This window comes from Rhizobium sp. R693 (genome assembly GCF_002211315.1).
Classification (GTDB): Bacteria; Pseudomonadota; Alphaproteobacteria; order Rhizobiales; family Rhizobiaceae; genus Rhizobium.
On record NZ_LOKY01000048.1, the window covers coordinates 1 to 12,542 of the forward strand.

Below are 12,542 nucleotides of genomic sequence, written 5' to 3' on the forward strand. Positions count from 1 at the left end.
AAATAACAGAAGTTGTTTCTTCCGACACCTTCAAGCGGCCGATCTATGCCGGCAACGCCATCCAGACGGTACAGACGACCGACGCCAGACGCGTCATCACCGTGCGCACCGCCTCGTTTGCCGCCGCGGCCGAAGGTGGTTCGGCTCCGGTCGAAACCATTGCCGCTGCGGCCAATCCTGACCTCTCGACCTTCGTCAAGGATGCCCTGTCGGCCTCCGACCGCCCCGAACTGACCTCGGCGAAGATCATCATCTCCGGTGGCCGCGCACTCGGCTCGGCGGAGAAGTTCAGAGACGTCATCCTGCCGGTGGCCGACAAGCTCGGTGCTGCCGTCGGTGCCAGCCGTGCCGCCGTCGATGCCGGTTATGCCCCGAACGACTGGCAGTCGGCCAGACCGGCAAGGTCGTCGCCCCTGATCTCTATATCGCCTGCGGCATCTCCGGTGCGATCCAGCATCTCGCCGGCATGAAGGACAGCAAGGTCATCGTCGCCATCAACAAGGACGAGGAGGCGCCGATCTTCCAGGTCGCCGACTACGGTCTCGTCGCCGATCTCTTCGATGTCCTGCCGGAGCTGCAACGGTCTCTCTAGCCACACTATTAAACCAGCGAATGCCGAGCGGGGCGGTTTCTTGGCCTTCCGACTTGGGCGCGGCCGGCAATAGGAGGTTCAACATTGGAATTTCTTCGGCTCGGCTGTGCCGGAGATATAGAGTGGGTGGGAGGGGTGCCCACCCGCGGTGAATTTGAGCGCGTAAAGCTTTGACGTCGCGAGCATACCACAAACGTCAGAAGCTCGGCCAAGATAGGCACCATGTCTTCCCCAACCGCACACGATCCGGTCGCAGCTTTCGGACAACTCGCATAAGTATCGATCGTTTTCCGGCCCAACCGGGTCCGCTTCTTCATAGAGCCGTCCTGGATTGGACGATCGAAGGGCAAAGAGATTCCCAACGACGAGACCACCAAACCCCCACGACCTTGCAAAGGCGATACATCGACGTAGCGTTGGATCGGTGCTGGAGGCGTCCGCTGTGGATGGATTGAGCATCAGGAACGCGACAGTTTGCCGTAACGGGTCCCACTGTCGCTCCAGCCGGTATCGATAGCAGCAACACCTTGAAAATCGTGCAGAAGAGATAGTGAAGCCCGTCATCCGCCTTCTCCTTTCGCCGGCGCTCTCGCCCAGGGCACAAAGAAGCACAATGGGGTGTTTCCCCGCGTCCAGGTTTCCTGTCAGATGTCTTCCCAAGGGAAAGAGTCCAGGCGCTCCGCTCCTTTAGATGTGACAAGGACCTGTGTTTCCAACTTGATGCTCTCGGACCCTTCCTCCGCAATCAGACTTTCGACGTTCAGAACCATGTTCTCTTCGATGAAGCCGCTGAAGTTCTCATCGAAATCGGGGTGGAGCAGGATGCCGGGCCATTCGTCTGCCATCCCTGTCCCATGCACCGCCAGAGTATAGCGATAAGGCAGATACTTTGCAGGAATGCGCCAGCTCTTTTCGTTGAATTCAACGAATGGCGTGCCGGGACGAATGATCGACAGGTTGTGCTCGATCTGGTCCAGCGCCGCAGAATAGAGCTCCTTTTGTTTGTCATTCATTGCCACATGGCCGCAAGTCCATGAACGCGACAGATCGGCGCAATATCCGTATGGTCCGATCATGTCGGTATCGAAGGAGATCATCTCGCCGCGCTTTATGACGTAGTCGGAGCACTCCTGATACCAGGGATTGGTTCGTCGGCCAGCCGTCAGGAGCTTCGTCTCAAGCCATTCGCCACCACTGCGGGCGTTCTCAAAATGAAGCTCCGCCCAGATCTCGCGCTCCGTTCGTCCCGGCTCGGAGACCTCGTAAATGCGGGCCATCCCGGCTTCGCACACCCGGATCGTCCAGCGCATGAGGTCGATTTCTTCGGGACTCTTGATCGAGCGGGCTCGTTCGGCCAGCTCCTGGCCATCCAGCAGTTCCAAACCGCGCTTTTGAAGCTCCAATGCCGGCGCCGGCTCCAACCTGTCGACGGCTAGTCTGTTGTTGCGCCCATGCGACTTCACGATGTCCGCGATTTCGTCGGCCCAGTCCCTCATCCTGTGCTCGACCAGATTACCTGAGGTGAAGAACAGGAAGGATTTTGACGTCCGGATCTCATCGATGCCGGGAAGCGCGTCGTTGACGTGCTGCGATCCCTCGAATTCAAACATGATGGCGGGGCCGTCAGCCAAAATGAGCGCATATCGCGAGGGGTTGTGCATCGTCCAGATGCTCATGTTCGATGAATCGAACGCATAACGGATGTTGACCGGATCGTACAACAGCAGCGCCGAACAATCCCATTCGATCATTTTCGATCGAAGGCGGTTCAGTCGATACCGCCGGGCGCTATCGAGAGTCTGGAGAGGAATTGGACTGATGAGCGGCCGATCGGCTCCGGCTGGATTGAGGTAGGCCTGCTTGCGTTCGTCCTTGAACACCGAGGGGCCTTGGTCGGAAACGCTTTCTCTGAGCAGCATGGGCGATCCCTGATTGTCGTCGAAGAATGGTATGCGCGGCTCGCGCCTTTCCGGCATCAGCGATCAATCACCAGGTCGCTGAGAGGCTTGGAGCAGCACGGTAGAAATAGTCCAAGGTCGATCTCTCGTTGGCGTATGCCGCCATTGTGGTTCATGTCCACGGCACCGGAAACCAGCTTCGACTTGCATGTGCCGCATACGCCATTGGAGCAGGACGAAGGGATGCGTATTCCCGACTTCCTTGCGCAGGCAAGAACGGTCTGGTCGTCGGCGACCTCGATCTTTCGGGATTGCTTGGCGAACTCGACCTGAAAAACCTTGTTTGGTGTCGAGGCCTCACCAATGACCGCCGGTTCGTCGATGATGGCAGCCTCGAAGCTTTCCTCGATATAGCCGTTCGCCGGCACTCCGAGCTGCGCTGTGATCGAGCGTGCGGCAGCCATGAATGGCGCCGGGCCGCAGCACATCACGGTTCGCTCCGCAATGTCGGGCACGGCGAGCTTGAGGAACTCGGGCGAGATGCGCCCCGTCAGCCCCGGCCAGGATGGCTCCCCATCGACACTCTCCGGCAGAAACTGCAGGCGAAGGCCTTTCATGCGCGTGGCAAGACAGTTCAGCTCGCTGCGAAAGATCAGATCGACTGGAGAGCGAGCGGCATGGAGAAAGACGACATCGGCCGGCTCGCAGCGATCCGCCAGGCCGCGCAGAATGGACATTACCGGCGTAATGCCGGAGCCGCCGGAAAGAAGCAGAAGCTTCGGGTTAGCGACGCGCCGACAGACAAAATGACCGAGCGGCCCCTGAGCCTTCAGGGTCATGCCGCTTCGCATGTTGTCGTGAAGCCAGTTCGATATTCTTCCGTTCACGACGCGCTTCACCGTCACGGTGAAGGCATTGGAGCGGTGCGGTGAGGACGAGATGCTATAACAGCGCGCCTCGGCGTCATCGCCAATCGGGAAGTCGAAGAGGAAGTACTGCCCGCCATCGAAGCTGAAGCGCTTGCCTTGCGGTGACGCAAAGGTGAAGCTCTTGACGTCATGGGTTTCCTGATGGACGTCCAGGCACACCAGGGTGTCGTCGTGCTCGGGATCCCACGTGTCGGGCAAGGCTGAGCCACCGTGTTTCTGTGCGAAATCAGTATCCATTTGCGCGCATCCGATCGATATACCACGTTGCAAACTTGTCGAGGTTAGTCTCCGAAAATTGCGAGTAGGGGCCTGGCCGGTAGGCAGGATCGAGCGCGCCGGCATGGGAGCGCGCCACCAGGTCAGCGTCCTGGTCGGTTGTTGCAATCCAGACGTCTGTCAGCTTGTGGTGATCGTAATCGACGCCCTCGACGGCATCCTTGTGCACCAGCCACTTTGTCCGCACCAGGGTCTTGCCTGCCGACAAGGGGATAACGATGGCGACCACGGCATGGTCGCCCATGAAGTGGTTCCAGGAGTTGTGGCCCCAAAGATGGGTGTCGCCCAAGTCCTTCCGTGTCATGTGGCCGAGCAGCTTCGATGATGCCGCCGTGGCGTCATGGGTCTGGGATTCGCCCGCGCCGGCGATGATCAGTCTTTGCGTACGGAAGTTCGTGGCGCAGTCAAGGAGTTGCTCGACGGAGGCGGATGGGAAGCCTTCGGCCTCCCATGCCTTGGTCCTTTCGTCATACAGCCGGAAGTGTTCTTGCGCCTGTTCGCGATCCTCCGCGCTCAAGGTTTCCGGATCGAAACCGAAGTCGAGATCGATGAAGGATACGCAGAGCTCGGGATGGTTTGCCGAACAGTGGTAGCACTCACGATTATTCTCCATCGTCAGCTTCCAGTTGCCATCCTCGATCACATCCGTCTGATGGGCGACCTTCGCATTGCGGATGTCGTAGGGAGCCAGGCGTTCGGCCATCGTGCGTTCGAGCACGTCGATGTCCTCGGGTGGGTTGTCGGAAAGGCAAACGTAGATCAGACCGCCGATCGACTTGAAGGTTACGGGTTTCAGTCCGTGACAATCCTTGTCAAAGTCCTTGCCCATATGGGGAGCGTAACTGAGCTCTCCGGTAAGCTCGTAGGTCCAGTTGTGATAGGGACAGACAAGCTTTGAAACGATCGTTTTTCCCTCATCCAAAAGACGGGCACCGCGGTGGCGACAAACATTGTGCAGCACCCGAATTTCGCCGTCGTCATCTCGCAGCAGGATGAGGCTTGTCTTGCCGATGTCGATGACCGTGGCGTCGCCCGCTTCCGGAACATCGCAGTCGAGACCGATGCAGATCCAGTGTTTGTGAAAGAAAACATCGATGTCGGCGTCGAAGACGTCCTCCCGCGTGTAGAGGCCGGCGGGCAGCGAGTGTCCGTTCTTGCGAGCGTCGAGAAGGGCGGAGACGGAGGAAGGAAGTTTGTTTAGCATGAGAGCCCCTTATGCTTGTCTTTGCGCAGACTGCTCTTGCTGGCCAGCCTCTTCAACGGCATTAATTATCACGCACGCATAACGCAAAGTAATGCGCCTGAGCATGCGATGCAGTTTCGCCGTCGATGCCGTGAGTCGGAAAATTCCGTTGGCGGCGGATGGAGTGCTTATGCCCGGGCGTCAAGCCGGTCCCTCTTCTCCTCCGTCAGCGTATCAGCCTGCTACAGTTTGGAAGGCGGGCTGGACCCAAAGCTGGTGGTTCAGTCCAAGTTTTGCTTCTGCCGTACAGGCACGTGCACATCCCAGCTTCGCATCGCAATATTCGCAATCGCGGTTGGGCATATTACCATCACGCTTTGTCGCGAAAGACCGAAGCTCTTCGGCGTCCACCGTGCTTTGAGTGGGACCGCACAGCGAGGAACGAATGTCTTCAGGTTGGGCTCCAATACGTCCCATTGCTGAAGGCCCTTGGCGTTCTCGTTCGAGATGAAACGCCTGGCCGCTTCACGGATTTCAAACAGGCCGTGCCTGATTGACGTGGAGCGATCATTTTCGATGTCCAACGATGCCGCAGCCGATGCGGACGCGAAGAAGGCGGTGATGACGAGCAAGGATTGAAGCATTGGTGTGCGGTTGTCAGCCAACTGCGTCTCCTTTCGCGGGAAAACCCGCCCGCACCGTGGGACCAACACTCGGGATCGACATCGATACCTGGCGGTTCACCCATGAGCTATCATACGAAACGCCAAAAAAGGAAGATCGCTTGCGCTCCGCAGGGTGACAGGCGCGTGCGCAATGGCGACGACGAAGATCTGAACGAAAAAGAGCCGCGACATCGGCGGTCGCGGCGCTTTTTATCGTGTCTCCTATTTAGAATTCCCGCCAATCTTCAGCAGCCGCACCGCCGGCAAACGCTGTTGAGATCTTTCGTGCCATTGCGGCTGGAGCGTTTCGCTGCGGCGCTGCCGGTGCATAGTGAGATTGCGCCGTCCCGGAAGAGCCCCGAAAGCGGAATTTGGACAGCTGGTTTGTCAGCGACCCCGCTTCGTCAGCCAGTTTGTGGCTGGCCGCGGACGTCTCTTCGACCATCGCTGCATTCTTCTGGGTGGATTGATCAAGCGAATTCACCGCGGCATTGATTTCTTTCAGGGCCGTGGACTGCTCCTTCGCGGCCTCGACGATCGAGTTTACGTGACGGTTGATTTCCTGCACTTCGCTGACGATCTCTGTCAGCGCCGTTCCGGTCTCGCCGACAAGCGTCACGCCGGAACGCACTTGATCGCCGGAATTGCTGATCAGTTGCTTGATCTCCTTGGCGGCATTGGCGGAGCGTTGAGCAAGTTCGCGTACTTCCTGAGCGACGACTGCAAAGCCTTTGCCCGCCTCTCCGGCACGTGCGGCCTCGACCCCGGCATTCAGCGCCAGCAGGTTGGTCTGGAATGCGATGTCATCGATGACGGTGATGATATTGTTGATCTCGTTCGAGGAACCTTCGATCTGGCTCATCGCGGCGACCGCACGCCTCACGACTTCGCCGGATCGCTCGGCATTGGTGCGTGTTCGTTCAACAAGCTTGCCAGCCTGCTCCGCGCGACGGGTTGCGTCGTTAACCGTCGTCGAAATTTCGTCGAGTGCTGCTGCGGTCTGTTCGATCGATGCCGCCTGCTGTTCAGTACGCTTTGCCAGGTCGTTGGACGCTTCACTGATCTCGCGGGCACCCGCATCGATCGACAATGCGTTATCGCCAATCGTCTTCAACGCAGATTGAAGCTTCTCGACGGAGCTGTTGAAGTTTACGCGCAGCGTATCGAGAGAGACTGAAAACGGCTTGTCGAGACGGACATCAAGATTGCCGGCAGCCATTTCCTCAAGCGCATGGCCGAGCCGGTGAACGGCATCATTCGTCTGTGCTGCAAGCGCTTCGCGTTCCATCGCAGTTGCTTCAAGCCGCGCGTTTTCATCAGCAGTCCGGCGTGCATCGGCCGCAGCGCGCGCTTCGGCCTGCGACGTCACGGCCTCGCGAACGGCGCCGACGGCCTTTGCCAAATCGCCGACCTCGTCGCCGCGGGCCTCGATATCAATGGTGCTTTCGTTGTTACCCTCTGCTATCCGCCGCAAGGCGACCTGCAGCTTGGCCATCGGCAACGTGATCGAGCGGGTCGCGAGGAACGCAGCGGCAATAGCCATTAGGACTGCGCCTGCCAACGAGCCCAGCGCCAGCGTCTGGAAGCCTGCGACGACACCGCTGACGCCACTGCCGACCGACTTGTTCAGGTTTTCCTGGTAGTCGATGAACTTGTTGATCGCCTTGAGCCAGTTGACGAAGAGAGGCGTTGCCTGTTCGATCAGCATCTTCTTGGCCTGCACCGGATCGCTTGCCATCTGGCGCGCGATGATATCTGCGACAACGGGATTGGTTCTGGACTGAACGTCGGCGATTTCCACAATAATCGCCTTCTCGGTCTCGCTGGCAGCACCTGGGGCAGAGATCATCGCATTCAACTTCTGCTCGTTTTCGGCATAAGTGGCAGCAAGCCTTGCAATGAGATCGATGGCGGTCTGACGAGCGGCAGGCTCATCGCGCAAAACGACATCGCGAATGGCAATTGCCCGGTCATGAACGCTACCCCGGAAATTGATGGCGAAGCGCTGCTTGACGCTGTTGACCTCGTTGATCTCAACGAGATCGTGGTCGACATAGTTCATCCTTGAAACGGAAAAGAGCGTCAAGCCAATCATGAGCAGCAGCAGGAAACCAAAAGCTGCGTAAAGGCGGGGGCCGATGCCAAATCGGAAACTCATTTGCAGTCCTCCAAGCGCAAATAGTCGCGCAAGAAACGAATTTGCGCGATGCTGCGACAATGAGCGTTATCCGGGGACGCCGGGCGAGCGCCGTTGAGCTCATTTCCCGCTTTGCGTGAAGAAAGCACTCGTGAACAAACAGATAATGAAAGATGGTTAATAATTATAATATGAGTAAAATAATTAGGCTCATTCCAAGTAATGCCAGCCACTAGTATTCCAGGTTGCAATTCAATAGCGCTCAATTTTCTTGATTCGACTCTAAGCGATTGGTTCACTTTGTTCGCAGCCAATCCCAATGCTTGCAGCGATGCCGCGACAGTGGCGCAGGCCAAGCATCACTGCGACAGGCAACAGCCGTAAGGGAGTCCCGCAGGTTCGCTCTGCCGGCAGTCTCACGCGCCTCATTGGCCACATCCGGATTGGCCCGCTTTTTTTCAATTAACGACAATAATCTTGTGAAAAATCCGAGACTAGGGCACAATTTATTAATGCACCTGAAGTGCGCAACTATTTCATATCCGGCCGTTTCGCGCTGGGTGACAGTTTGCGTGGGAGGGGCGCGTCGATGGGTCAGGGGTTCTTTCTTCTGTTCGCGACGGTGTCCGTGATTGCGGCCCTGACGGTGGTCGTGGCGCGCAATCCCGTTCACAGTGCATTGGCGTTGATGGCTTGTTTCCTGCAGATCTCGGCAATCTTCATCTTGCTCGGCGCCCCGTTGCCCGCCGTCATCCAGATCTTCGTCTATGTCGGCGCGATTATGGTGCTCTTCCTGTTCGTGATCATGATGATCGACGTGCGCGAAGCGGTGTTGCAGCGCTTCTTGCCGGGCGGCAACCTGCCCGCTCTGGTGCTGCTCGTCCTGCTTGGGGTCGAGATGTTCGCGCTGGTGCTCTGGAGCAGGCGCTTCTCGGCTGTGGAGCCCGCAGCCGTTGGCGGCGGTGACGAGATCAGGCAGCTCAGCACAACGCTTTTTGCCGATTACCTGCTGCCGTTTGAAGCAGCCTCCGTCGTCCTATTGGCCGCCTTGGTCGGCGCCATCGTGCTGGCGCGGAAGGAACAGGGATGATGGCTCCGCTCTCCTGGTACATCGTGCTCGGGGTGGTCCTCTTCGTGATCGGGGCGGCGGGCGTACTGCTCAGGCGCAATATTCTGGTCGTGCTGATGTCGCTGGAGCTGCTGCTCAACTCGGTCAACATCAACTTCATCGCTTTCGGGCGCCAGTACGGCGATTTCCGCGGGCAGATCTTCGCGATCTTCGTCATCGCAATCACCGCGGCGGAGGTTGCCGTCGCCCTTGGCATCTTGGTCGCCTTTGTGAGGAACAAATCCACTCTCAAGGTCGACGATGTGACGATGATGAAAGGATAGCGGTTTGGACCCGGTGATATCGATCCGGCCGCTGCTTGCCGTCGCCATACCAGGTCTGGCGGCCCTTGCGATTCTCCTTTTGAACAACCGCGAGAAACTGCGCGATCTCGTCTCACCGATCGCCGCGCTGGGCATGTTCGCGATCGTCGCCTCGATGGCGCCCATCGTGCTCTCTGGCGGGACAATCGATTTGCACCTGTTCGAGATCCTGCCGGGTATTGACTTCGCGTTCCGGGTCGATGCACTCGGCATGGTATTTGCCACCGTCTCATCGCTGTTGTGGATCGTGGCAGCAATCTATTCCATCGGCTACATGCGGCACCTGAAGGAGCACGCGCAGACGCGATTCTTCGCCTGTTTTGCCAGCAGTCTTGCGGCCGCCGCCGGGGGCGCCTTTGCCGCCAATCTGTTCACGCTGGTGATCTTCTACGAGGTGCTCAGCCTCGTTACCTATCCGCTCGTTTATCACCACGAGGACGAAGGAGCATGGGCGGGCAGCCGCAAATACCTCGTCTATTTGATGGGCGCCTCGAAAAGCGCACTTCTCGCCGCTTTGGCGCTGACCTACTCCCTTGCGGGATCGCTCGACTTTGTGCCTGGTGGGCTGCTGGCGGGGGTCAATGCCTCCGCAGCGCTTATGACCGTGGTCTATTTCTGCTATCTCTTCGGCTTCGCCAAAGCCGCAGTCATGCCGATGCACGCCTGGCTGCCTGCCGCCATGGTGGCCCCGACACCGGTCAGCGCGCTCCTGCATGCCGTTGCCGTGGTCAAGATGGGCGTCTTTTGCGTGCTCCGCGTGGTGTTCCATGTTTTCGGCACGGGGCTGATGGGCAGCCAGCATCTGGGCATTGCCACGGCCTACCTGGTCTCATTCACGATCCTGATGGCGTCCGTCTACGCGCTCACGCGCGACGACCTGAAGGCGAGGCTTGCCTATTCGACGGTCAGCCAGCTCTCCTATATCGTGCTGGGTGCGGTTTTGCTTTCGCCGTTGGCGATGGTCGGGGGGATCATCCATATTGCGGCCCATGCCTTCTCCAAGATCACCCTGTTTTTCTGCGCCGGGTCGATCTATTGCGCGTCCGGAAAGCGTAACATCAGCGACATGGCCGGGATCGGCCGCAGGTTGCCCTGGACGATGGGGGCGTTCTTCGTCGGCTCGCTCGGCATGATCGGGGTGCCGCCGACAGCGGGTTTCGTCAGCAAGTGGTATCTGACCCTCGGCTCGATGCAGGCGGGAGACGTTGTCTTCCTCGTCGTACTCCTCGTGAGCTCTGTTCTCAACGCGGCCTATTTCCTGCCGGTGACCTATCTCGCCTTCTTCAGGACCGAAGCTGAGGAGAGCCCGGCAACGGTTCGCGAAATTCCGCTTTTGACGATCCCGCTGGTGGCAACCGCCGTCCTGTCGGTATCGATGGGTATCTTCCCCGACTATTTCCTCACCCTGGCGCAAGGAGTTGTCAGATGATCAAGCGCGTTGTCGATTTCTTTGGCGATGAGGAATATGCCAAGCTGCGGCGCCGGCTGTTTTATCTGGTGCTCGCTCTGATCGTCATCGCCGACTTCCTGGTCCCCCGCGAACACGCCGAATACCTGTGGGACCGCCTGCCGGGCTGGTCGGCGATCTATGGCTTCGTGTCCTGCGTTCTTTTGATCTTCGTTTCCAAGTTCCTCGGCCATCAGGGCGGACTCATGGAGCGCGAGGACTATTATGATTGACTTCGTCCATCCCGCCCTGCTGTTCATTGTTGGTGCCCTGCCGATCCCATTCCTGACGGGAGCGATCCGCACGATCTATCTGGTACTGGTCACGGTGCTCGCGGTTCTTGCGGTGGTTATGATGCAGCCGGGCAGCTATGGGGCGGCGCAGTTCCTCGGGCAGGCGATCCTGATTGCCAAGGTCGACAAGCTCAGCATCGTCTTCGCCACCGTTTTCACCATCATGTCACTGATCGGCACGGTCTACGCATTGCACGTGCCCCGCCCCGGCCAGCATGTCGCTGCCTTCGTCTACATCGGTAGTTCGCTCGGCGTGGTGTTTGCCGGTGATTACCTGACCCTTTATTTGTTCTGGGAAATCATGGCCTTTGCCTCTGCCTATCTGGTCTTTGCTAATGGCGGTCGGCAAGCGATCGGCGCCGGGTTCCGCTACCTCATGGTCCATATCACCGGCGGCGTCGTCCTGCTCGGCGGCATCATCCTCCATGGGCATTCAACAGGATCGCTACTCTTCGGACCGATCGGTGAAATGGGCCCGGGCACTTACCTGATCCTGGCCGGGTTCCTGCTCAATGCAGCCGTGCCGCCGCTCAACGCCTGGCTGACCGACGCCTATCCGGAGGCGACCGTGACGGGGGCAGTGTTCATGAGCGCCTTTACCACAAAGACCGCCGTCTATGTGTTGGCGCGGGCGTTTCCAGGGACCGAGCTGCTTGTCTGGCTTGGCACCGTGATGGCGCTTTACGGTGTCATCTATGCGGTACTGGAAAACGACTGCAGGCGGCTCTTGGCCTATCACATCGTCAGCCAGGTGGGTTACATGGTGGCGGGCATCGGTATCGGGACCGAGATGGCTGTCAATGGGGCCACAAGCCACGCTTTCGCGCACATCCTCTACAAGGCCCTCCTGTTTATGGGGGCAGGCGCCGTGATCTACGTCACCGGCCGGCGCAAGCTCACCGAACTCGGGGGGCTGCACAAGACCATGCCGGTAACCGTTGCACTCTACATGGTCGGCGCTTTCGCGATCTCGGCTTTTCCATTTTTCTCGGGCTTCGTCACCAAGTCGATGGTGATTGCCGCTGCCGGAGATGATCACCGGGCGCTGGTGGTGCTGGCGCTGACCATGGCGTCGTCCGGAACGTTCCTGCACACCGGGCTTAAGCTTCCCTATTACATGTTTTTTGGTACGGACCGGAAGCTGGAGGCGCGGGAGCCGCCACTCAACATGCTGGTTGCAATGGCGATGGCGGCGGTACTCTGCATTGCGATCGGGGTATTTCCGCAGCCGCTCTATGCGCTTCTGCCCTACCCGGTCGACTTCGAACCCTATACCGGCTCCCACGTCACCGAGAGCCTCGGCGTGCTGATGTTTACCGCCTTGGGTTTCGTGCTGTTCCTCAGGGCCCTCGACCCCGAAAACACGATCAGTCTCGACACCGACTGGTTCTATCGCAAGGGCGCGCGCGCCTTCATGTGGCTCGCCGAAAGGCCGCTGGCACGCTACGAGCAGGTGGTGAGCAATATGTCGGAGACCGCGGCGCTGCCTTTTCTGCACTGGGCGGCCCGGGCGGGACTGCGGATCGATCTTGTCGGCGTCGACGCTGTCGTGAATGGCGTCGCCCGCTCGATCCTGCGCGGCGGCCAAACTCTGCGGCGACTCCAGACCGGCGTCGTGACCCATTACGCACTGGCAATGATCGTCGGTGTGGTCGCAGCCACCGTCGTCTTTACCGTGGCGTGGCGCTAGG

General features: G+C 59.0%; 11 protein-coding genes and 1 pseudogene. 6 read left to right on the top strand and 6 right to left on the bottom strand.

What is annotated here, in order from left to right; genetic code table 11:
* Window positions 1-592: pseudogene (locus tag ATY79_RS27680) on the top strand (electron transfer flavoprotein subunit alpha/FixB family protein); the annotation flags it as partial.
* Window positions 593-670: 78 nt separating this feature from the next.
* On the opposite strand, the gene ATY79_RS27685 reads toward ATY79_RS27680, so the two are convergent.
* The 6 genes from ATY79_RS27685 to ATY79_RS27710 all read right to left on the bottom strand — a co-directional run bounded on the left by ATY79_RS27685 (window position 671) and on the right by ATY79_RS27710 (window position 7,701).
* Window positions 671-1,156 (bottom strand): DUF1643 domain-containing protein, encoded by a 486-nt coding sequence (locus ATY79_RS27685; protein ID WP_088705453.1) that lies wholly within the window; start codon window positions 1,154-1,156, stop codon window positions 671-673.
* A gap of 80 nt (window positions 1,157-1,236) precedes the next feature.
* On the bottom strand, window positions 1,237-2,511 hold the full coding sequence (locus ATY79_RS27690) for a Xaa-Pro peptidase family protein (protein ID WP_088705671.1): 1,275 nt from the start codon (window positions 2,509-2,511) through the stop codon (window positions 1,237-1,239).
* Between the two features lie 56 nt (window positions 2,512-2,567).
* Window positions 2,568-3,656 carry an FAD-binding oxidoreductase gene (locus ATY79_RS27695; RefSeq protein ID WP_088705454.1) on the bottom strand — a complete coding sequence of 363 codons (1,089 nt, stop codon included), beginning with the start codon at window positions 3,654-3,656 and terminating at the stop codon, window positions 2,568-2,570.
* A complete protein-coding gene (locus ATY79_RS27700) occupies window positions 3,646-4,899 on the bottom strand; it encodes an aromatic ring-hydroxylating dioxygenase subunit alpha (RefSeq protein WP_088705455.1) in 1,254 nt (417 codons plus the stop codon). The genes ATY79_RS27695 and ATY79_RS27700 overlap by 11 nt, the downstream gene beginning before the upstream one ends.
* Window positions 4,900-5,159: 260 nt before the next feature.
* Window positions 5,160-5,543, bottom strand: a complete 384-nt coding sequence (locus ATY79_RS27705; protein WP_348627579.1) for a hypothetical protein — start codon at window positions 5,541-5,543, stop codon at window positions 5,160-5,162.
* A gap of 226 nt (window positions 5,544-5,769) precedes the next feature.
* Complete coding sequence (locus ATY79_RS27710; protein ID WP_088705457.1) at window positions 5,770-7,701, bottom strand: methyl-accepting chemotaxis protein; 1,932 nt, start codon at window positions 7,699-7,701, stop codon at window positions 5,770-5,772.
* Between the two features lie 568 nt (window positions 7,702-8,269).
* On the opposite strand from ATY79_RS27710, the gene ATY79_RS27715 reads away from it, so the two are divergent.
* From ATY79_RS27715 to ATY79_RS27735, 5 genes are read left to right on the top strand one after another with little or no spacing between them, the layout of a single operon-like run.
* The gene (locus ATY79_RS27715) at window positions 8,270-8,770 is read left to right on the top strand and encodes an NADH-quinone oxidoreductase subunit J (RefSeq protein ID WP_088705458.1); all 501 of its coding nucleotides are present in this window, start codon (window positions 8,270-8,272) and stop codon (window positions 8,768-8,770) included.
* Complete coding sequence (nuoK, locus tag ATY79_RS27720) at window positions 8,770-9,072, top strand: NADH-quinone oxidoreductase subunit NuoK (protein WP_088691674.1); 303 nt, start codon at window positions 8,770-8,772, stop codon at window positions 9,070-9,072. The genes ATY79_RS27715 and nuoK overlap by 1 nt, the downstream gene beginning before the upstream one ends.
* A 4-nt stretch (window positions 9,073-9,076) precedes the next feature.
* Window positions 9,077-10,540, top strand: coding sequence for a monovalent cation/H+ antiporter subunit D family protein (locus ATY79_RS27725; protein WP_088705459.1), 1,464 nt, complete (start codon window positions 9,077-9,079; stop codon window positions 10,538-10,540).
* Window positions 10,537-10,791: a hypothetical protein gene (locus ATY79_RS27730; RefSeq protein WP_088705460.1), complete on the top strand. Its 255-nt coding sequence runs from the start codon at window positions 10,537-10,539 to the stop codon at window positions 10,789-10,791. The genes ATY79_RS27725 and ATY79_RS27730 overlap by 4 nt, the downstream gene beginning before the upstream one ends.
* Window positions 10,784-12,541, top strand: coding sequence for a Na(+)/H(+) antiporter subunit D (locus ATY79_RS27735; RefSeq protein ID WP_088705461.1), 1,758 nt, complete (start codon window positions 10,784-10,786; stop codon window positions 12,539-12,541). Before ATY79_RS27730 ends, ATY79_RS27735 begins: the two co-directional genes overlap by 8 nt.
* The last annotated feature ends 1 nt before the right edge of the window (window position 12,542 follow it).

What these genes read in the sequence shown, in the direction of transcription:
- ATY79_RS27685 (WP_088705453.1), bottom strand. Translation starts at nt 1,156, where the DNA reads ATGACGGGCTTCACTATCTCTTCTGCACGATTTTCAAGGTGTTGCTGC.
- ATY79_RS27690 (WP_088705671.1), bottom strand. Translation starts at nt 2,511, where the DNA reads ATGCTGCTCAGAGAAAGCGTTTCCGACCAAGGCCCCTCGGTGTTCAAG.
- ATY79_RS27695 (WP_088705454.1), bottom strand. Translation starts at nt 3,656, where the DNA reads ATGGATACTGATTTCGCACAGAAACACGGTGGCTCAGCCTTGCCCGAC.
- ATY79_RS27700 (WP_088705455.1), bottom strand. Translation starts at nt 4,899, where the DNA reads ATGCTAAACAAACTTCCTTCCTCCGTCTCCGCCCTTCTCGACGCTCGC.
- ATY79_RS27710 (WP_088705457.1), bottom strand. Translation starts at nt 7,701, where the DNA reads ATGAGTTTCCGATTTGGCATCGGCCCCCGCCTTTACGCAGCTTTTGGT.
- ATY79_RS27715 (WP_088705458.1), top strand. Translation starts at nt 8,270, where the DNA reads ATGGGTCAGGGGTTCTTTCTTCTGTTCGCGACGGTGTCCGTGATTGCG.
- nuoK (WP_088691674.1), top strand. Translation starts at nt 8,770, where the DNA reads ATGGCTCCGCTCTCCTGGTACATCGTGCTCGGGGTGGTCCTCTTCGTG.
- ATY79_RS27730 (WP_088705460.1), top strand. Translation starts at nt 10,537, where the DNA reads ATGATCAAGCGCGTTGTCGATTTCTTTGGCGATGAGGAATATGCCAAG.
- ATY79_RS27735 (WP_088705461.1), top strand. Translation starts at nt 10,784, where the DNA reads ATGATTGACTTCGTCCATCCCGCCCTGCTGTTCATTGTTGGTGCCCTG.